The sequence below is a fragment of the Streptomyces sp. L500 genome, from assembly GCF_054551825.1.
In genome coordinates, this window is the sequence record NZ_JBTOLC010000039.1 from 21,403 (window position 1) to 40,234 (window position 18,832).

General features: G+C 68.5%; 18 protein-coding genes and 1 pseudogene. 2 read left to right on the plus strand and 17 right to left on the minus strand.

The annotated features are described in order from the left end of the window. Positions 1-118: 118 nt before the first annotated feature. From ACX9I7_RS26175 to ACX9I7_RS26185, 3 genes are all read right to left on the minus strand, one after another. On the minus strand, positions 119-802 hold the full coding sequence (locus tag ACX9I7_RS26175; protein WP_459388709.1) for a DUF899 family protein: 684 nt from the start codon (positions 800-802) through the stop codon (positions 119-121). Positions 803-930: 128 nt separating this feature from the next. Next, positions 931-3,243, minus strand: coding sequence for a heavy metal translocating P-type ATPase (locus ACX9I7_RS26180; protein WP_459388710.1), 2,313 nt, complete (start codon positions 3,241-3,243; stop codon positions 931-933). 120 nt (positions 3,244-3,363) lie between these two features. Beyond that, positions 3,364-3,624 (minus strand): heavy-metal-associated domain-containing protein, encoded by a 261-nt coding sequence (locus ACX9I7_RS26185; protein WP_459388730.1) that lies wholly within the window; start codon positions 3,622-3,624, stop codon positions 3,364-3,366. Positions 3,625-3,826: 202 nt separating this feature from the next. On the opposite strand from ACX9I7_RS26185, the gene ACX9I7_RS26190 reads away from it, so the two are divergent. After that, positions 3,827-4,240, plus strand: coding sequence for a Fur family transcriptional regulator (locus ACX9I7_RS26190; protein WP_459388731.1), 414 nt, complete (start codon positions 3,827-3,829; stop codon positions 4,238-4,240). 226 nt (positions 4,241-4,466) lie between these two features. Here ACX9I7_RS26190 and ACX9I7_RS26195 read toward each other — a convergent pair whose 3' ends face one another. The 14 genes and pseudogenes from ACX9I7_RS26195 to ACX9I7_RS26260 form a co-directional block, all read right to left on the minus strand. After that, positions 4,467-5,642, minus strand: coding sequence for a GTP-binding protein (locus tag ACX9I7_RS26195; protein ID WP_459388711.1), 1,176 nt, complete (start codon positions 5,640-5,642; stop codon positions 4,467-4,469). A gap of 5 nt (positions 5,643-5,647) precedes the next feature. Continuing rightward, on the minus strand, positions 5,648-5,818 hold the full coding sequence (gene rpmF / locus ACX9I7_RS26200; protein ID WP_392751049.1) for a 50S ribosomal protein L32: 171 nt from the start codon (positions 5,816-5,818) through the stop codon (positions 5,648-5,650). Positions 5,819-6,263: 445 nt separating this feature from the next. Continuing rightward, positions 6,264-7,175 carry an exonuclease domain-containing protein gene (locus tag ACX9I7_RS26205; RefSeq protein ID WP_459388712.1) on the minus strand — a complete coding sequence of 304 codons (912 nt, stop codon included), beginning with the start codon at positions 7,173-7,175 and terminating at the stop codon, positions 6,264-6,266. Between the two features lie 223 nt (positions 7,176-7,398). Continuing rightward, on the minus strand, positions 7,399-7,635 hold the full coding sequence (locus ACX9I7_RS26210) for a hypothetical protein (RefSeq protein ID WP_459388713.1): 237 nt from the start codon (positions 7,633-7,635) through the stop codon (positions 7,399-7,401). A gap of 42 nt (positions 7,636-7,677) precedes the next feature. Beyond that, positions 7,678-8,850 (minus strand): restriction endonuclease, encoded by a 1,173-nt coding sequence (locus ACX9I7_RS26215; protein WP_459388714.1) that lies wholly within the window; start codon positions 8,848-8,850, stop codon positions 7,678-7,680. Between the two features lie 372 nt (positions 8,851-9,222). Further along, complete coding sequence (locus ACX9I7_RS26220) at positions 9,223-10,608, minus strand: hypothetical protein (RefSeq protein ID WP_459388715.1); 1,386 nt, start codon at positions 10,606-10,608, stop codon at positions 9,223-9,225. An 8-nt stretch (positions 10,609-10,616) separates the two neighbouring features. Continuing rightward, positions 10,617-12,644 carry an HNH endonuclease gene (locus ACX9I7_RS26225; RefSeq protein WP_459388716.1) on the minus strand — a complete coding sequence of 676 codons (2,028 nt, stop codon included), beginning with the start codon at positions 12,642-12,644 and terminating at the stop codon, positions 10,617-10,619. Positions 12,645-13,263: 619 nt separating this feature from the next. Then, the gene (locus ACX9I7_RS26230; RefSeq protein ID WP_459388717.1) at positions 13,264-14,109 is read right to left on the minus strand and encodes a bifunctional 5,10-methylenetetrahydrofolate dehydrogenase/5,10-methenyltetrahydrofolate cyclohydrolase; all 846 of its coding nucleotides are present in this window, start codon (positions 14,107-14,109) and stop codon (positions 13,264-13,266) included. Continuing rightward, entirely contained in the window at positions 14,106-14,726 is a 621-nt protein-coding gene (locus ACX9I7_RS26235; RefSeq protein ID WP_459388718.1) for a cyclodeaminase/cyclohydrolase family protein, read from the minus strand. The genes ACX9I7_RS26230 and ACX9I7_RS26235 overlap by 4 nt, the downstream gene beginning before the upstream one ends. Then, positions 14,719-15,876, minus strand: coding sequence for a hypothetical protein (locus tag ACX9I7_RS26240; RefSeq protein WP_459388719.1), 1,158 nt, complete (start codon positions 15,874-15,876; stop codon positions 14,719-14,721). The genes ACX9I7_RS26235 and ACX9I7_RS26240 overlap by 8 nt, the downstream gene beginning before the upstream one ends. Before the next feature lie 215 nt (positions 15,877-16,091). Continuing rightward, positions 16,092-16,337 carry a hypothetical protein gene (locus ACX9I7_RS26245; RefSeq protein ID WP_459388733.1) on the minus strand — a complete coding sequence of 82 codons (246 nt, stop codon included), beginning with the start codon at positions 16,335-16,337 and terminating at the stop codon, positions 16,092-16,094. Between the two features lie 67 nt (positions 16,338-16,404). After that, a pseudogene (locus ACX9I7_RS26250) lies at positions 16,405-16,611 on the minus strand (DUF7848 domain-containing protein); the annotation flags it as partial. 70 nt (positions 16,612-16,681) lie between these two features. Further along, positions 16,682-16,813: a hypothetical protein gene (locus tag ACX9I7_RS26255; RefSeq protein ID WP_459388720.1), complete on the minus strand. Its 132-nt coding sequence runs from the start codon at positions 16,811-16,813 to the stop codon at positions 16,682-16,684. A 470-nt stretch (positions 16,814-17,283) separates the two neighbouring features. Further along, positions 17,284-17,976 (minus strand): HAD family hydrolase, encoded by a 693-nt coding sequence (locus ACX9I7_RS26260; RefSeq protein ID WP_459388721.1) that lies wholly within the window; start codon positions 17,974-17,976, stop codon positions 17,284-17,286. Positions 17,977-18,086: 110 nt separating this feature from the next. Between ACX9I7_RS26260 and ACX9I7_RS26265 the strand changes: the two genes are divergently transcribed. Further along, complete coding sequence (locus tag ACX9I7_RS26265) at positions 18,087-18,830, plus strand: XRE family transcriptional regulator (protein WP_459388722.1); 744 nt, start codon at positions 18,087-18,089, stop codon at positions 18,828-18,830. Positions 18,831-18,832 lie beyond the last annotated feature (2 nt).

The window sequence follows — 18,832 nt, forward strand, 5'->3', positions numbered from 1 at the left end:
CCCCGGAGAGAGCCCACCGATGACCGGGCACCCCCGTCTCTCCGGCCGCCGCCCACGGAGACCCCCTCCTCCCGCCGCGAAGCGGGCGGAGGGGGTTTCCCGGTGCGTACGTCCCGGCCTAGTAGTCCAGCCCCGGATACCAGGCGCCCCGCCCGCCCGGCGTCAGATCGAGGAGGTGCCAGACGGGGCTGAGGAGGTCGATGCCGCGCTCCTGGATGTCCTCGGCCAGGCGCGGGTGGGCGGAGTAGGTGTGGCGGACCGTGCCGTCGGCGTCCCGGGTGAAGACGGAGAGGGTCGAGTCCTGCTCGCCGGCCTCGTCCTCACTGCCCAGGTCGAACTTGAAGCGGCTGTCCCCGCAGCTCAGCAGCCGCAGCCGCGCCCAGCCGCGCCGCCGGGCGTGCTCCCGCAGGGTGGGCGGGTCGGCGGCCGCGGCGATGACGAAGTCGGCGTTCCGGGCGATGTGGTGGGCGACGCCGTTGTAGCCGTCGATCCACATGGTGCACATCGGGCACGGCTCGGTCTGCCGCTTGCCGTACATGAAGTGGTAGACGATCAACGGCCGGTCCGGGGCGGTGAACAGCCCGCTCAGCGCGACCTCGCGCACGGGCGCGTCGCCCGCGTCCAGATCGGCGGGGCCCTCGGCGAAGACGTAGTCGTCGACCGGCGTCCCCCGGGGGAGCGCCCGCCGCCGGGCCGCGACCGCCTCGCGCTGCCGCATGAGCTCGATCTCGGCGAGACGGAGCTCCTCCCGGGCGGCGAGGTACTCCGCCGACTCGCCGGGCAGTCGGGTCTGCCGCAACATCGCGACCTCCTGGACCCCCTGGACGGCTGCCCCGAATCCCCAAACTACCGGCATATGACGCGAGCCACACCTGCGGCAAGGCCCGGACCGCGTGGTGCGGTCCGGGCCTCCCTGCCAGGGCTCGGGCCTCAGCGGAAGCGGCGGAGGCGGAGGCTGTTGGTGACGACGAAGACGGAGGAGAAGGCCATGGCCGCGCCCGCGATCATCGGGTTGAGCATGCCGGCCGCCGCGAGGGGGAGGGCCGCGATGTTGTAGCCGAAGGCCCAGAAGAGGTTGCCCTTGATGGTGCCGAGGGTGCGGCGGGAGAGGCGGATGGCGTCGGCGGCCACGAGGAGGTCGCCCCGGACGAGGGTGAGGTCGCCGGCCTCGATGGCGGCGTCGGTGCCGGTGCCCATGGCCAGGCCCAGGTCGGCGGTGGCCAGGGCGGCGGCGTCGTTGACGCCGTCGCCGACCATGGCGACCGAACGGCCCTCGCCCTGCAGCCGCTTGACGACGTCGACCTTGTCCTGCGGCAGGACCTCGGCGATGACCTCGTCGATGCCCACCTCGCGGGCCACAGCCTCGGCGACGGCCTTGTTGTCACCGGTCAGGAGGACGGGGGTGAGGCCGAGGCGGCGCAGTTCGGCTATCGCCCGGGCGCTGGTGTCCTTGACGGCGTCGGCGACGGTGAGGACGCCTCGCGCCTCGCCGTCCCAGGCGACGGCCACGGCGGTGCGGCCCTCCGCTTCGGCGGCGGCCTTGGCGGCGGCGAGCTCGACGGGCAGCTCGATCACCCACTCGGCGAGGAGCGTCTCGCGCCCCACGAGAACCGCGTGGCCCTCCACGACGCCCTGCACGCCCAGCCCGGCGACGTTCTCGAAGCTCTCCGGTACGGGCAGCGTGCCGGTGCGGGCGGCGGCGCCGTCGGCGACGGCGCGGGCGATGGGGTGCTCGGAGGCGTGCTCCAGCGCTCCGGCCAGCCGCAGCAGGTCGTGCTCGGTGACGCCGGGGGCGGTGACGACGTCCTGGAGGGTCATGCGGCCGGTGGTGACGGTGCCGGTCTTGTCCAGGACGACGGTGTCGACGCGGCGGGTGGACTCCAGGACCTCGGGGCCCTTGATGAGGATGCCGAGCTGGGCGCCGCGGCCGGTGCCGACCATCAGGGCGGTCGGCGTGGCCAGGCCCAGGGCGCAGGGGCAGGCGATGATGAGGACGGCGACGGCGGCGGTGAACGCGGCGGTGGCGTCGCCGGTCACGAACAGCCACGTCAGCAGCGTGCCCAGGGCGATCAGCAGGACGACGGGGACGAAGACGCCGGAGATGCGGTCGGCCAGGCGCTGGACGGCGGCCTTGCCGTTCTGCGCGTCCTCCACCAGCTTGGCCATGCGGGAGAGCTGGGTGTCGGCGCCGACGCGGGTGGCCTCGACGACGAGTCGGCCGGAGACGTTGACGGTCGCGCCGGTGACGGTGTCGCCGGCGGTCACGTCGACGGGCACGGACTCACCGGTGAGCATGGAGGCGTCGACGGCGGAGCCGCCCTCCACGACGGTGCCGTCGGTGGCGATCTTCTCGCCGGGGCGGACGACGAACCGGTCGCCGACGGCCAGCTCGGCTGTGGGGACGCGGACTTCACGCCCGTCGCGCAGGACGGTCACGTCCTTGGCGCCCAGCTCCAGCAGCGCCCGCAGCGCGGCACCGGCCTTGCGCTTGGACTTCGCCTCCAGGTAGCGCCCGGCGAGGATGAAGGCGGTCACTCCGGCGGCGGCCTCCAGGTAGATGGAGGAGGAGCCGTCGGCCCGCGAGACCGAGAAGTCGAAGCCGTGCCGCATGCCCGGCATCCCCGCGTGGCCGAGGAACAGGGCCCACAGCGACCAGCCGAGCGCGGCGAGGGTGCCGATCGACACCAGCGTGTCCATCGTCGCGGCCCCGTGCCGGGCGTTGGTCCACGCTGCCTTGTGGAAGGGCAGCGCGCCCCACACGACGACGGGGGCGGCCAGGGTGAGCGAGAGCCACTGCCAGTTGTCGAACTGCAGCGCGGGCACCATCGCCATCAGCACCACCGGCACCGACAGGACCAGCGACACCAGCAGCCGCTGACGCAGGGCACCGAGCTCACCGCTGTAGCCGCCGCTGTCGCTATCGCCGCCGCTGTCGCCGCTGCTGTCGCCCTGCCGGTCCTCACCCGGGGCCGCCGCCTCCGCGCGGGCCGCCGGCTTCGGGGGCTCCTGGGCGGTGTAGCCGGTCTTCTCCACCGTCGCGATCAGGTCGGCGACCTCGACGCCCGGGCCGTAGGAGACCTTGGCCTTCTCCGTGGCGAAGTTGACCGTCGCCGTGACGCCGTCCATCCGGTTGAGCTTCTTCTCGATGCGCGCGGCACACGAGGCGCAGGTCATCCCGCCGATGGAGAGTTCGACGTCGACGGCCGGCACGGCCGTTGTCTGCTCGGGAGCGATGCTGGTCATTGCTGCGGATCTCCTGGAGGAGGGCCGGACCGTACGGCGTCCGTATGAGCGGAGCGGTACGGACCGGCGAGGGGTACCGGAGGAATACCGGGGAGGTACCCGGGAGGGGTACCGAGATCGTCAGGCGCGGCCGGCGAGCTCGTAGCCCGCCTCGTCCACGGCGGCGCGCACGGCCTCGTCGTCCAGCGGACCGGCGGAGACGACGGTGACCAGGCCGGTGGCGGCCACGGCCTTGACGGACGTCACGCCCGCCATCGCCGAGACCTCCTGCGAGACCGAACCCTCGCAGTGGCCGCAGGTCATGCCGGTCACCTTGTAGACCGTGGTGATGCCGGTGCCGGAGTTCGTCTGGGAGGTCATGGCTGCTTCCTTACGGGTCATGGGCGGGGTGCGGTGCCGGGCGCTGCCCGGCGTCCCTTCCGACAACATGAACGATATACCCCCCAGGGGTATTCCGGAAGGGTGGCGGAGCCATGGCTGCGGCGCGGCTCGCGCGGAGGCGGCTCACCCGTGGCTTCCAGCAGTGGCAGACCACCCAGCTCCAGGGCATCGCAGAGGCCCTGGGCGAGGCCACCGGGCGCTGATCGGCCGCGCCACACAGCGGCGTGCGGTGGTTCTGGGGGCCCTTGTCGTGGCGGAAGGCTTCGTCAGCGCCCAGGCCCTGCACAAGCGGCTCGTGGCCGAGGGCTCGTCCGTCGGCCTCTCCACCGTCTATCGCACCCTCACCGCCCTGGCCGAGGCCGGCCGTGCGGACATCTTCCGTGACACCAACGGCGGGCGGCTCTTCCGCCACCGCCCCGGCCCCGACCACCGCCGCTACCTGGTCTGCACCGAGTGCGGCCTCAGCCTGCCCGTCGAATCCGACCCCGTGGAGAAATGGGCTGCCCGGATCGCCCGGACCTCCGGGTTCGCCGACGTCCGGCACGCCGTCGAACTCTCCGGCCGCTGTCCGGACTGCTGCCGGAAGGAGGAACAGGCACAGACGCAGGAGCGCTGACCGTGATCGTTCACACGCCGTACCCGACGTGCGGCTCCGGCTGCGCCTGCGGTCCGGGGCACGGCGCCCCGTAGGGGCGCGGGGAACTGCGCGACAAGCCACGACGCGCCCGCGGATCGCCCGGACCCCGGGGTGGCGTGTCAGCTGCGGGCCGCCGCCGGCCGAGTGCCGTCCCGCCGGGGCGACCCTGGCGGGACGGTTGACAGCCGGGCCCGGGGCCCTGGCCTCACGCGCGGACTGTCTCCAGCCCGTGATCGTGCTCGCAGGCGCCGTCGTCCAGGCCGTGGGCGTCCCAGGCGGGGAAGGGGTCGGGCCATGACGTTTGCGACTCGTCCGGCCGTACGAGGCAGGCGGACAGCGCCTGCCGCAGTGCCTCGGGACGCAACTCCGTACCGATGAAGACGATTTCCTGCCCCTGTCCGCCGGGCTCGCGGGCGCCGGCGGGCTCGAACCGGGCCACGGCCCCGGCCTGCGACCACAGCCCGGTCACCCGGTCACGGCCGGCCAGCCAGAAGAACCCCTTGGAACGCAGCACTTGGCCGTAGGCCCCGGAGTCGAGTTCCTCGGTGACGAACGTCCACAGCCGTTCGGGATGGAAGGCCCTCCCGGCGCGGAAGACCGTCGAGGAGATGCCGTACTCCTCGGTCTCGGGGGTGTGGTCGCCGTTGAGCTCCCTGACCCACCCGGGCGCCTGCTGGGCGCGCTCCAGGTCGAAGAGGCCGGTGCCGAGGATCGCCGACGGGTCCACCCGGCCGTGCTCGGCCGGCACGACGCGGGCGGCCGGATTGAGCCGGGCGAGCGCCGCCCGGAGCCGGTCGGCGTCCGCCGCGTTCACCAGGTCGAGCTTGTTGACCACGATGACGTCGGCGAACTCGATCTGGTCCATGAGGAGATCGCTCACCGTCCGCTCGTCGTCCTCGTACTGGTCGAGGCCGCGCTCCACCAGGCCGTCGCCGCCGGCGAGCTCGGGCAGGAAGTTCGCGGCGTCCACGACGGTGACCATGGTGTCGAGCCGGGCGAGGTCGCCGAGGGTCGCGCCGTCGTCCCGGGGGAAGGCGAAGGTGGCGGCGACGGGCATCGGTTCGGAGATCCCGCTCGACTCGATGAGCAGGTAGTCGAAGCGGCCTTCGCGGGCCAGCCGGTCCACTTCCTCGAGGAGATCGTCCCGCAGGGTGCAGCAGATGCAGCCGTTGGTCATCTCGACCAGGCGTTCCTCGGTCCGCGACAGCGCGCCTTCTCCGCCCCGCACCAGCGCGGCATCGATGTTGATCTCGCTCATGTCGTTGACGATCACAGCGACGCGCAGCCCGTCGCGGTTGGCGAGGACGTGGTTGAGCAGGGTCGTCTTGCCCGCGCCGAGGAAGCCGGAGAGGACGGTCACCGGCAGCCGGTGATCAGCCATGGCCGTCAGCCCTCCGGGCGCAGCAGCCCGCGCTCGTACGCCTTCACCAGGCGCTGCGGAACCATGTGTACGGCGCCCTCGACGGTGACCGGCACCAGCTGGGGCGTACTCGCCTTCCACTGGGCGCGGCGGTGGCGGGTGTTGGAGCGGGACATCTTCCGCTTGGGCACGGCCATGGGAACGGGACCTCCGTCGTCGGGTGCGTGCCGCCACGCTATATGAAAACGGAAACCATTACCAATGGTGGGGTGGGGTGCCGATGGGCGGTGTGGCGCCGTGCCACACCTGGCGCCGCCTGTGATGGGCGTCACGCGCCAGGGAACGCCGAAGGCCCCGGCCGGTTTCCCGGTCGGGGCCTTCGGTAGTGCCCGGTGAGGCACTGGCGGAGGATACGAGATTCGAACTCGTGAGGGGTTGCCCCCAACACGCTTTCCAAATGTTCGTCCGGGGGTTCGGGCGGGTGCGGGGCGGTGCCGGCCTGGGGCGGAGCTGTTGACGGGTGGGCTGGCGGACCCCGTTGGACGGGGGCGAATGAGACCAGAACTGAGACCGCGCGGTGCCTGTTCTCGCAGGTCAAGGCGCAGGGTGGCCCCTGCCAGCGGCTACAGCACGCAGCTGGGGTCAGCTGCCCAGGCGGCGCAGGAACTCGTCTTCGTCCAGGACCTCGATCTCCTGGCCGGTTTCCAGGAGGGCCTGGGCCTTCTCGGCCTTGCCGCTCAGGGCGGCGCCGGGCTTGAGCTGGGTCTGGGAGGCGGAGACGAGGATGCTCGTTTTCTTGGTGACGTTTTTCTCCGGCTGGGCCCCGACTTCGGCGAGCTTGCGGAACGCCTCGTCGCGGGTCATGGATGTCAGCGTGCCGGTGATGCACACGGCCGCCCCGTACAGCTCGCCGTCCGGGTCGGCGTCCGGGTTCGCGCCAGGCAGTGGTGTGCGGGCCCTGGCACTGCGGCCCTTGTGGTGGCTGCCCTGCCATTCACCTGTCGGTGTCATCCAGCCCCATCGGACCTGGTGACCGGACAGGAGAGCGTCGAGAGAATCCGCCTCGGCGGTGCGCATCGCGGCGAGCATGACCTCAGCCGATGCGGTCGCGTCCGCGTCGGCATTGTGGTGGTTGTCGAGGACGATCCCAGCAGCATCAGTGCAGTACGGCAGGCTGTACGAGAGCAGCTTCCATGTGCGGCGGGCAATGACCTGCGAGCACGTGTATCGCAGCTCGGGCCAGGGCAGGCCCTCAGCGGTGCAGGCAGCCCGTATGACACTCATGTCGAAGCCGGCGTTGTGTGCCACGAGGGGGAGACCGTCGGCAAACGCGAGGATTTCGCTCAGCGTGGCCTTCCAGTCGGGTGCGCCCGCCACCGCGTCCGACGTGATGCGGTGGACAGCGACGTTGAACGGGTTGAAGTGGCTCAGGCCGACGGGCGGCTGGATCAGCGTGCCCCAGGTGTCGGTGATGCGGCCGTCGACGACCTTCGCCATGCCTACGGCACACGGGCTGCCCCGGTGCTCGTTCGCGGTCTCGAAGTCGATGGCCACCCAGGTAGAAGACATGGCGCCCACCATTCCTGTCGGCCGATCTTGGAGCAAGAGCTGGGTGTTCTTATGGCCTGGATCTTTCGGGATTTGTGGACCGGACGATGCCTGCAGGACGCAACTACTCGGGGAAGGCGACCTTGCTGAAGGGCGAGGAGACGTGTGCGACCCACCAGGCTTGAACAGCAGACTGGGGCCCGTAGGCCACCAGGCCCCAGCCTGTTATTCAGCCAGCTCGTAGGGTCACACTGGCTGAGTAACAGGCGTCCAGCCATTTGGCTTCATCCCGGCCGAGGATTGTGCTTCCGCACATAGGGATGCTCAGTAACCCGCCGTCGATGCCCACGTTTTTCAGCGTCTGCTTCATCTCTTCAGGGGCGGCATCGGCCATCGTTGTGGTGAGGCTGTTGACCGGACGGGGTTCCCAACTCAGATCCGAGTGCAGCAAGGTGGCGCCCCGCACGAGTGCAGGAAACGCAGGAGCTCAGTGTGGTCTCGCCGAGTTCTACCGGAGGCCGTGGGCGGCAGCGATGTGGGGTTTCTGGGCGAGTAGGACTTCGAGCTTGCTGTCAGGCCAGAGTTCGATGAATGGTGCGTTGCCGCTGTCGTTGTGCTTTTCAGCCCACATCACGGCATCGCTTGAGAAGCGCCCGCTCGTCGCGATGATCAAGGCTCGCACCACCGGGGCATCCCACAGCCTCACCGTCGCCACCGTGCCGGACACAGCGGGCAGGTTCACAGATTTCGTGAGCCAATGCTTGGCCTGGATGATGACTCGCTCACTCCGCATGCCACCGGTGCTGTCCTGCAACATGCGGTCCATGGAAAGGTCCCGCCCTCGGTCGGCGGCCCGTGTATGGGAAAGCAGCTGCACATTCTGGTGCGTCGGGAAGCTTCGCAGCAGGTCGAACAGCAGCCGTTCGAAGCCGTCGTCGTTCAGAATGCTCCACTCCAGCGCGGTGGTCGCCTGACCGGTGAGATGTCCGGCCGATGCTTGGCCGAGGTCGGCATCGGGGACGGGAAGTGGATCCGTGTCCGAGAAGCCGGCGGCGGATACGTCGACCCGCACGCTGGGCCAATCGAACTCGGCGATGTCGTGCCAGTCGTGACCTTGCCCGAACCGGATGTGGCGGTAGAGGTCGCTCCATCGACCGAGTCGCTGTGCCGCGTCTCCCATCAGCCGTTCGATCTCTGTCACGGCAGCTGTGATCTGGCCCACGGCAGGGGCGGTCAGCTGCTCCCGGGAATCGCGGGGCACTCCCTGGACGAGTAGGGGCAAGGCTGTGTCGACCAGCACTTGGAGCTGTCGCAGCCGGTCGCGTGCGGCCCGTCGACGGGCCCGGTTGAGCCTGTGACGGTACTCAGCCAGGTCCTTGCCCGGCTGTGCTGCCATGTCTTCGACCCAGGCTGTTGAGACGCCGGCGTCCCGCGTCTGAAACATGGATCGATCGAGTTCATCGATGTCGGGGAGCGGGTCGGTGATCGTCCAGCCGTCGATCGTCGGCAAGCCGGCAAGGAGGTCTGCCCATGCGCGAACGAGGTCGTCGTACTCCCGGCCCGATGCAGTGCTCGACTGACGGCTGGGCATGAAGCTTGCGGCTTGCTCCCACACACGTTCGAGCTTCGCGAGGTTTGCGGCGGTCCGATCCATGGCGCTCAGCAGCTCTTCCAGATCCACAGTTGCAGCCTGGCACAGGGGGCTGACATCCGTACGAGAGCGGGGCGAAGCCGCTGCCAGGCGGCAACTGCAACCACGGCATGACGAAGGCCCCGACCGGCGAACCGGTTAGGGCCTTCGATAGTGCCTGGTGAGGCGCTGGCGGAGGATACGAGATTCGAACTCGTGAGGGGTTGCCCCCAAGATGCTTTCCAAACGCTCGTCCGGGGACCCGGCGAGGGCATCTGCGTTCTGACCTGTGGTGGAGCGCATGTGGCGCCTCCGTCCGGATGATGTTGGACGGAGGCGAATGAGACCAGAACTGAGATCAGCTATGTACCCCGAAGTGATTCCACCGGGTCGTGCCGTCCGGTCCGAACGACGCACGGTCCGCTACGCCTCCCTCACGGCGCGAAGCGGGGGCCGCTGTGCTGCGGCCTTCATGCTTTGGATGCAGTTTGCGAGGAGCCCGCTGAGCTGCTCCAGGCTTTCGATCAGTTCCTCGTCGTACAGTTCCCCGACCTCGTCGAGGCTCAGCTGCTCGAATGCCTTGGATGCCTGACGCACACGGCCGTGCAACGCGGCCCTACGCTCTTGGACATTCACTTGCGGGTTCTTTTGGACTGACCGGACCACGAACTGGTGCAGCACCTCGTATGCCGCGGCAGCCTCGGCGGGGCCGCTCCGCGCAGCCTGGTCGGAAGGCGTCAGCTGCTTCTCAGCTTCAGTCTTGACGTCGTCGGGGAGCTGAATCATCTGGCCGGCCGGCGACTTGATCGTGCCTTCCTCGAGCGCAGTTCGAACATACTCGACCTGGCCTGCACGCTTGGTTTCGGCAGCGACCGCCTTCCTGAGCGTGGCCGTGTCAGAGATGTGCTTCGCCATCGCGGCTTGGAGGTCGGGATCGTCCTCCAGTCGATCCATGAGGGCGTTCCTGGCTGCCTCTGCAGTGCCGGAGTCCGAGAGGATGGCCACGCGCAGCGCTGTGGGGTTTTCCGCCACCTCCAGAGCCTTGGTGGGACGGATGCCCTCTGCTTCTGCAGCAGCAGTGATTCGCACCCCACGCTCGGACTCACCGCTGGAGCGGGTGGTGTAGTACTGGCTCCAGGCGTCCGCGTCGGGCAAGTCGATGTCGACCCCTGGCTGCAGGTCTTCGAAGCTGGGGACGAGACCGTCCTCGATTGCCCTGGACCAGGCGCGGTAGAAGCGCATCACACGATTGGCTGAGCAGCCTGCCCGGCGCCCGAATTCATTTGCTGACACCTTCGTCGCTTCGTTGTGACTGCCACGAGGTGACGATTCGGGCTTTTCTCTCTGATTCGATCCCGGCTGCACGCAACGGGCGACCTTCAATCCGAACAGCCAGCCTCCAGCCTTGGCGTACCCCCCGAAATCGTGAGCATCGCGTGTGACTGGATCCTCACTGGGGCTGATCCCGAGAAGCCTATTGACCTCCGCTCGCATCCGGTCCATCTGCTCGCGGACGCGGCGGACACCCTCATGGGGGTGCTTGATCTGAAGAAGGACGCGCACATCCTCGACCTTGGCCCCGAGGCCGAAGGGCGGCTTCGCTTTGACAAAGGAGGCGAAGTCCTCGAATGGCTCGTCGCTGTTGACGCCGGTTGGTACCTTCCGCCAGGTTTCGTCGTCGATCACCACGGCGAGAAGCTCGAGGAAGCCCGAAGGCGTGCCACCATTCCGTTCGAGAGCCTCCCGGAGGGTGTAGACGCGGTGTTGTTCGTCGGTCAGGTAGCTGTTTGACTCAACGCGCACAGACATGGGAACTCCTATTTGAGGGCGCTCAGAACGGCCCGCAGCCTTTTGTTGGCCTTCTCGAGCGTGTTGGCCTGCTGGGCGTTAAAGCCGGCGGCATCGTTCACACGCTTCGTCGCCTGCACCATCGCCTCCTGGTAGCCAGGCGAGTCGGGTGAGACGCCCCGCTGGTACAGGTACTGCTTGATGGCCTCTGCGGTCTGGGCCTTGATCTCAGCGATCTGCTCCCTCTCTGTCTTGGGCGGCTCGTGGATGGGCGGTCCATCCGGCTCGGCGCGCTGTTCGGGAACGCTCGGCGCTGCCTTCAGCATGATCCCAGCGAGCTCGACGACGTCCTTGAGCTTGAGTGGTGTTTCGGCTGAGTCGACCGCTGCCTTGATGTACTCCACCAGCTGGAGCTCATCCGCGTCCATCTCGCTCTCGTTGCCTGCTGCCCTGGTCGTGGTTGCGACGGCCGCCTCGACGTACGACAACGTCTCCTGAACCGGCTCAGATCCGGCCTCGCGGTCCTCGCGTTCGTCCAAGAGCTTGAGCCCCTGCTCGTTCTCGTCACGGAGGAGCGAGAGGAATCCCTGCATCTTGGGATCGTCGGGAGCGACGATCACGCAGGACTGCTCCCGCGGTGGCATCTTGTCCCACACCCGCAGCCCACGGCCGACGAGCTGCATCAGATGCCCACCGTCGCGGTAGTGGGTGAGGACCCCGACGACAGTGATCTCCGGGCAGTCGTAGCCGATGAAGGCCATTCGCACGGTGACGAGGACGTCCATCGGCTTGTGCTTGAAGTTCTTCAGTTCCTGCGGGGCGCCGGTGTCGGAGGAGATGGCAAGCCCCACGCGCAGGTTGGGATAGCGCTCGTGCAGGTACCTCTGGACCTTCTTCGCTTCGTTCTGCCCCATGCAGGAGATGAGCGCCCGATACGCAGGATTGAACTTCTGCTTGTCCTTCACGGCTCCGACGACGCGGTCGACGAGCGGCTGCCAGGTCCGTTCGTCCCGCAGTACGGGAACGAGCTCGCTTCCATCGTCCGAAAGGTTATATTCCAGGACGTTTTCGCCGGTAGGGGCATCGAGGGCACCCACGGTTCGTCGTGTAATGCGAGCCTCGGTGAGGTGCATCTCGAACCGGCGCAAGTAGCCTTCTGCGATGCCGTCAGCGTAGGTCGCCTCGGCGTCGCGAACCAGTGTCATCCGCCGCGGGTCGGTCGGATCGGGCTCGTAGTCCGCCAGGATGAGCTGCTGATTGTCAGCTCGGTAGGGAGTGCCGGTCAGCAACAGTGTGTGGCGTGCGAAGGCGTGTACGCGTTTGACGAGCCCACCTGCCTTGGTGCCGCCGCCTTCCTCCTTGTCACCGGTAGCCCCGCAGAACTGAGCTTCGTCAGCGATGAGAAGGAATCGGCCCTCGTGCTTGCGGGCCCATTCGATGAACAGGCGCTCGCTGCTGACCAGCGCGCTGTAGGTGGCCACGAAGCCACTTCCCGGCTCGTTCGGATGTGTCAGCGGGGGGTCGCTGATCTTGTGGCGGATCATCCCCAGGCGCTTGGTGCTGTCGAACAGCAAGCAAAGACCGCCTACGGCTCCGTCGAGCCCCTTGTGCATCCAGCTGGTTTCGCACTGCTGGGCGAGTGCTACGCGGGGGACGAAGACGGCCACGTAGTCAATCAGCCCTTCACGGATCAGCCGGGTGGCCAACGACTGATAGGCGAGTGTCTTCCCTGACCCTGGGGACGCGAGGACGATCGTGCGGTCCTTATTGGCCCTGATGCTTTCGAGGACGACTGTGCTGACCTCCCGCTGGAAGGGGCGGGGCACGAAGTTGTCCGCGTACTGCATCTGTTGTCCCTTTCTCAGGTTGCAGCCCTCGCACAGGGCCTGCCCGTTCTCGACAGTCGTGGGCCCACCTTCGGCCCAGGGGATGCGGTGGTCTGCGTGCCAGCCAGCGCCAAGCGCTATGTCGCAGCGTTGGCACAGACCCTCGGCCTGTTCGTAGATCAACTGTCTCTGTCGCGCGTCGAAGAATCGTTGCGTGTCGAATCCCGGCACAGGTCGCCCCCTTGCCTTGCTTGGACATAACAAGCCCGCCGTGAAGCAGAGTAATCGGCGGCACTGACAACGGGCCGTGGCATAGGGATAGTTGGCCCCTGATGGAACGATTCTCTAGGCTCATGTTCAGGGCGGATGGTGCCAGGGTGGCGATGAGATCAGGGTCAAACTGGTGTGCTCATCAGCTGGTCTGCCTGCGTTGCAAGGCTGGGGTCGCGGCGATTTTCTCGGGTCGAGGTGGTCCCGCACGATCCCGCTCGGGCGGTGCGGGGCAGGCGATGACTTCGTCGGGCGCGATGATCAAGTCGACGCTGACGCCGTGGTCAGTGGCAGGGATGGGGTCGTCCAGGACCTGGAGGTGGTGGACGGTGATGGCCGCCAACGTTGAGCCTGTCCGAAAGATCGCGTAAGTCCGTGACGTTGCAGGCTGGTTGGGGCCTTGACCTGGGCCTTTGTCAGCGTGAATAGAGCAGGCCAAGGCGACCTGAGCTACCAGAGGCGGTGGAAGAAGATGCATGGGACGTAGGACCAAGCGGGTCAGCCCAAAGCCACGCAGCGGCACAGGGGCGCGTGGCTGTCTCTTCGCACCTGGCGCCCCTGTGCGCTGACTTACTGGCGATCAAGCGAGCTTCTGTTCTGCGGCCTGCACTGTGTGCCGGAGGAGGAGGGCGGTGGTGACAGGGCCGACTCCGCCCGGCACAGGCGTGAGCGCGGAGGCCGTCTCTGCGGCTTCGGGGGCGACATCCCCGAGGAGGCCGTCGTCGGTGACGTTGGTGCCGACGTCGATGACCACAGCGTCCTTGCCGATGTGGGCGGGGGTGATGAGGCCGGCGCGGCCGACCGCGGCGACGAGGATTTCGGCGCGTTCGGTGACGGCGGGCAGGTCACGGGTGCGGGAGTGGCAGACGGTCACGGTGGCGTCGCGGTTGAGCAGGAGGTGGGCGAGGGGCTTGCCCACCACGGCGGAGCGGCCGACAACAGCGACCTGGACGCCGGAGAGCGGGATGCCGTGGTGGTCGAGGAGCTCGATCACGGCTTCGGCCGTGGCCGGGGCGAACGCGGGGCGGCCGACGGCGAGGCGGCCGAGGGATGCGGGGTTGGCGCCGTCTACGTCCTTCTCGACGCTGATGGCCTCGGCGACGCCGTCGAGCCGGATGCCGTCGGGGAGCGGGGTCTGCATGATGATGCCGTGCACCGCCGGGTCCGCGGAGAGCTCCCGCAGCGTCTGACTGATGCTGTCGGCACTGGCGTCGGGGCCAAGGTCGAGGACGTCGCAGGTGATGCCGGCCTTTGTGGCGGCCTTGGCGATGGAGGAGACGTACCAGGCCGAGGACTCGTCCTTGGTGGCGGTCGCCACGGTCAGGCGGGGCGGGGTGCCGGCCTCGGCGAGGCGGGCGGCCCGGGTGGTGACGTCCGCACGGATGGCGGCGGCGAGTTCCTTGCCGAGGAGGGGCTTGGCGGTCACCTGGTGATCTCCTTGCGCACGGTGGCGGTGATGTGCTCGGTACGGTCGGCCAGCGCGTCCACCAGGGCGACGGAGCGCAGCAGGGCGGTTTGGGCATCGGGGTCCTTGATGCCGGAGAGGTTGATCTCGATGTTCAGGCGGGCGGTCGCGGCTGCTGCCCGTGCGGCCTCCGCTGCGGCGCCGATGTCGGTGATGACGTTGCGGTTGCCGATGGGCAGCAGCTTCTCGGCCAAGGTCACCGTGTCGGCAGCGCAGGTGATGGTGGCCTCGGCGGGGCGGGCGGCGCCGAGGAGGGCGTCCGCGATGGCCGCTGAGCGGGCGGCCTTGGCTTCGGCGGTGTCCTTGGGGAGTTTGTAGGCGTCGGTGACGGCAGTGAAGGCGGCGGCGTCTTCTGCGGCGAGCTGGAGCGCCTGCTCGCGCAGGGAGTCCGCCTGCTCCGTGATCCGGGCGACCGTCTCCTCGTGGTCGGCGTACTTCGGGCCGGTGCTGTAGCGGGCGACCATGGCGACCAGGGCGGCTGCCTGGGCAGCGTGCAGGGCCCCTGCGGCGCCCCCGCCAGGAGCGGGGACCTTGGCCGCGAGCTCGTTCAGATACGTCTCGATGGCTTGATCACGCACGGGCGGTCTCCTTCATGGAGGCTTGGTAGCCGAGGTACCGGGCGATGGGCTGTTCCAGCTCGCGGTAGCACGTGGCCCCGTCGGTGATGGCCCAGCCGCACCCGGCAAGATAGCGGCCCACTGCCCCGGCTTCTCCCGCGGAAAGCTCTTCCGTGACGCTTCGCACCGTCTCCAATTCCTTGTACAGGAAGGCAGTTGCCTGGTCGAGGTGGAGCACGATGCGGTGGCCGGAGGTCAGGGTGACGGCTTGGTGGCGCAGGAGGAGGGCGAGCAGGTGGCGGGCGGCGATGGCGTCCACCTGGGCCTGCGGGCGGCGGAGCCACGCCTCGCGGGCGATGCGGTCGGTGATCAGGACACCGGCTGCCCACGGTGCCCAGGCTTCGGAGCAGGTCTCCAGCATGGCGAGGGCTTCGAGGTCGGCGCGGAGTTCGGCGATGACGGCGGCCAAGCGCCGACTGCGGGCCGGGACTTCCAGCTCCGCGCCGGAGCCCTGGCGGTGGCCCCACTCGTGGGCGAGAAAAGCCAGTTGCCGGAGCCTGCGCAGCGGGAAGGCGTGCATGCCTTCGTGCCGGTCATCGATGAGCGGCAGGACCCGGTCACGGAACAGGGTGGTCAACCGGTCGAGGAAGACGACCCCGAAGGACTGGCGGGCGGGATGTGCGGTGACGGCGAGCTGTTCGGGGAAGAGAACGGCACCGCCGGAGGCGCGAGCGGTGTACGCCCTCGACGCGGCCACGATCCGTCCGAACGCGAGGACTTGGCCACGTTCCTCACAAGGTGGGAAGGCCCCGGGCATCACGGCGCGTTCCGCAGTGAAGGCCACGGCTTCCAGGCCGTAATGCCCGGGCCAGGGGCCGCCGGGGACCACCATGCGGGCGACCAGGACGTTCTCGCCGTCCTCGTGCACGGTCAGCCGGTGGGCGACCGCGTCCGAGCGTAGCCGACCCAGCGGCAAGGCGCCGCAGCGTTGAAAGTCCTCGTAGGCCAAGGCGACATGGTCGAGAACAGTGGCAGGGGCACCGGCCAGGGCATGTGGGGTGCGGGCGTCCCGACAGCATGTTTCGGGGCGGTTGAGGTTGTCGGCGTCCACGGCTGACATCAGCGCGGACGCCCATATGGAGAGGTCGTTCACCTTCGCTGCCTCCTCCATGGAGGTCGGTCAATCGGCTGCCTGCGAAAGTGCCTGTGCGAGGGTCGCGTCGTCGGGCCGGGCAGGCGCGAGGACGAACAGGGAGCACAGGGGTTTGCGGACGATCGTGATGCCGTGCTCGTTGCACCGGTACACGCCCGCATGAACCGGTCTGAGGCTGTGACCGCCGTGCGGGCAGAGCATGTCGTCGCTCCTGAGGCCGGACCAGGACGTGCTCACCACTGGACCGTCGAGTGCATGCTCGACCAGTGCGCCGCGCGCTGCCGGGCGATCCGTGTCTCAGCCATGACGTCGCCGCTCTTCACGGCCTGGGCGAGGTCGGCGTCGATCCGGCGACAGGACGGACAGGACGGTCCCGGCGCGCCGGGCGGGGAGGCGTAGTCGGGGCCGGGACCCGGCCCCAGCGGGGTGGTCACCACGTGTCGCCAGGCCCTCTCCAGGTCGGGTCGGTCGGCTTTCATCACCGGTGTCGTCTTCCTTCTCTGCGCGCTGGACGTAGGACATGGCCCGGCAGTACGTCCAGAAAGCGGTGTGCTCCGCGTACCGACCGGTGTGCTTCATGCAGGCGAGCTGCACGGGCGACGGATCGTCGGCGCCTTCGGTCTTCCAGTCGCAGGCGAGGCACTGGGCCCCGTAGGCCACGGTTTCGGGGTGCAGGACGATGCGGTGGAGAACGAACCGCCATACGCTTCGCACGCACCGCAGGCCCTGCACGGTCTCGCTGGTCCTCACCATCGCGGTGGTCACGGCGCACCCACTTCTGACTGGGCCGGGTGCGGTCTCGGAGTGCCCTCGTCGGGCTTGTTCACCGCGCGATGCCCCACTTCGCTCCCCGGCCGGGGTAGGCCTTCTTCCGGGCGATCATGAGCGGGCCGTCCACCGTCTTGGGCGGGTGGTCTTTGAAGTGCAGGACCCGTCCGTGCTCCGACCGGTGCATGTCCCTTACGCGACGCCACGCGCCCCCGTGCAGGACCCAGTCGCCCTCCCTGACCCTCTCCGGGGAGACGGGAACCTGCTCCATCCCCCATGGCGCCGGGACTTTCTCCACTGCCTGGAGTCCCCTCGTATCTCTCGATCTCGTCGATGGCGGCTCGCCATTCGAACCCGCCTCCGGGCGGCAGGAGCCAGACGCAGCGCGACAGCGGGTCGTCGGAGAATCGGACCGGGTCACCGATCCCGTGGATGATCCCGACCCTGCACTGCTTGGTGTCGCGTACAGACACACCTCGGGCGACCCATCCGGGCAGGGCGAGGCGGTCTTGCGGGAGGTTCCTTCGCGTCATGGCGGTCACCGATTCGTCGCTCGCTGGACGGGGTGATCATCGGCTCACCTCGTGGGACGGGGTAACCACCTGAAGGGGAATCTCGAAACGTCCGCAGGACATGAAAGTGTCCCGGGAAATGTCCCTATGCGAGGGCCTGTTCGATGGCCTCAAGCACGGTGTCTGTCTCCTGGAGGTCGGCCAGGACGAACGGGGCCCCAGCGGCTGAAAGAGCGGCGGCGTCGTGCACACCGGACGCGACCGCGATGATGTTCACGCCGCTGTCGAAGGCCGCCGCCACGTCCCGGGGGGTGTCCCCGATCAGGACCATCGGCGTCAGATCGTCCACCCCTGTGTAGGCGCGGGCCGCGCGTGCTCGTGCGACGGGTACGAGCTCTGCCCGGTCGTCGCCATCGGCCCCATAAGCGCCCACCTCCAGGTCGAGGAACCCGTCAAGCCCGAAGGCAGCCAGCTTGACCAGCGCGTTCTCCCGGATGTTGCCCGTCAGGACCGACTGCACCGCACCATCCATGCGCCCGACGGCCTTCAACACCTCCCGGACGCCCGGGAGCGCGGTGCCACGTTTCTGCAACGCCTCGAACCGAGCGGAGCCGGCGCGGGCCAACGCCGCCTCGACCTTGGCCCATGACGGCATCCGGCGACCATGGGCATCGAACATCCCGAGCATGATCGACCGGTCGGTCCGCCCTGCCGTCACGGCGGCAGCCCGGGGCGCCTCGTGCGTCAGCGCTTCGTACGCGGCGGCGTACGTCTCCTTCGAGACGCCGGAGTTCTCGATGAGGGTGTGGTCGATGTCCCAGTAGACGAGGCGGCGCATCGCATCAGCTTATGGCTGTAACCCCTGGCGGCAGCAAGCGAGTCCAGGAGCCTTCTACTGATCTTGGCGAACCGCTGAAACGTCCCCGGAATGTCCCTCATCATGGCTCTGTGAACACGCGGCTACGCACGATGATGGCCCAGCGCGGCGTCTCCCAGGACGAGTTGGCCGAGAGGTGCGGCGTCATCCCGAAGAGCGTCCAGCGGTGGATCACCCAAGGACGCGTCCCGCACCAGCGGCACCGGTTCATCGTGTGCCAGGAACTCGGTGTGGAAGAGAGCTACCTGTGGCCGAACGCCGACCGGCGGGCACAGGACGCCACACAGGCGGAACTCATCCAGACCTACGCCAACCGTGCTTCCGTCCCCCGGGAGGTGTGGTTGTCCCTCCTCGCCGGTGCCAAGGTGAACATTGACGTCTTGGTGTTCAGCGGGACCTTCTACGCGCAGACGAACCCCCGGGTCGCAGCGATGCTTGCGGAGCGGGCCGACGAGGGCGTGAGCGTACGGCTCTGCTTCGGAAACCCGGACGGAGCCGCAGTCGCGCAGCGCGGCGAGGAGGAAGGCATCGGCGACACCCTCAGCGCCAAGATCAGAGCTTCGCTCACGTACTACCGGGAGCTCGTCGCCCACGCCGGCTGCGAGGTGCGCCTGCACGACACCACCCTCTACAACAGCCTGTTCCGCTACGACGACAACCTCTTGGTCAACCCCCACATCTGGGGCCGGCCCGCGAGCGCGAATCCGCTGTTCCACGTCCAGCGGTGCGGCGAAGGCTGGTTCGATAACTACGTCGGCAGCTTCGACGCGGTCTGGAACACGGCGAAGCCCTGGAACCCCGAGTCAGGAGTGTGAGC

Excerpts from the sequence above, each read along its gene's own strand:
- ACX9I7_RS26185 (WP_459388730.1), bottom strand. The coding sequence starts at position 3,624 with ATGACCCGTAAGGAAGCAGCCATGACCTCCCAGACGAACTCCGGCACC.
- ACX9I7_RS26175 (WP_459388709.1), bottom strand. The coding sequence starts at position 802 with ATGTTGCGGCAGACCCGACTGCCCGGCGAGTCGGCGGAGTACCTCGCC.
- rpmF (WP_392751049.1), bottom strand. The coding sequence starts at position 5,818 with ATGGCCGTGCCCAAGCGGAAGATGTCCCGCTCCAACACCCGCCACCGC.
- ACX9I7_RS26260 (WP_459388721.1), bottom strand. The coding sequence starts at position 17,976 with ATGCGCCGCCTCGTCTACTGGGACATCGACCACACCCTCATCGAGAAC.
- ACX9I7_RS26255 (WP_459388720.1), bottom strand. The coding sequence starts at position 16,813 with ATGCACCGGTCGGAGCACGGACGGGTCCTGCACTTCAAAGACCACCCG.
- ACX9I7_RS26180 (WP_459388710.1), bottom strand. The coding sequence starts at position 3,243 with ATGACCAGCATCGCTCCCGAGCAGACAACGGCCGTGCCGGCCGTCGAC.
- ACX9I7_RS26245 (WP_459388733.1), bottom strand. The coding sequence starts at position 16,337 with ATGAAAGCCGACCGACCCGACCTGGAGAGGGCCTGGCGACACGTGGTG.
- ACX9I7_RS26195 (WP_459388711.1), bottom strand. The coding sequence starts at position 5,642 with ATGGCTGATCACCGGCTGCCGGTGACCGTCCTCTCCGGCTTCCTCGGC.
- ACX9I7_RS26240 (WP_459388719.1), bottom strand. The coding sequence starts at position 15,876 with ATGGAGGAGGCAGCGAAGGTGAACGACCTCTCCATATGGGCGTCCGCG.
- ACX9I7_RS26220 (WP_459388715.1), bottom strand. The coding sequence starts at position 10,608 with ATGTCTGTGCGCGTTGAGTCAAACAGCTACCTGACCGACGAACAACAC.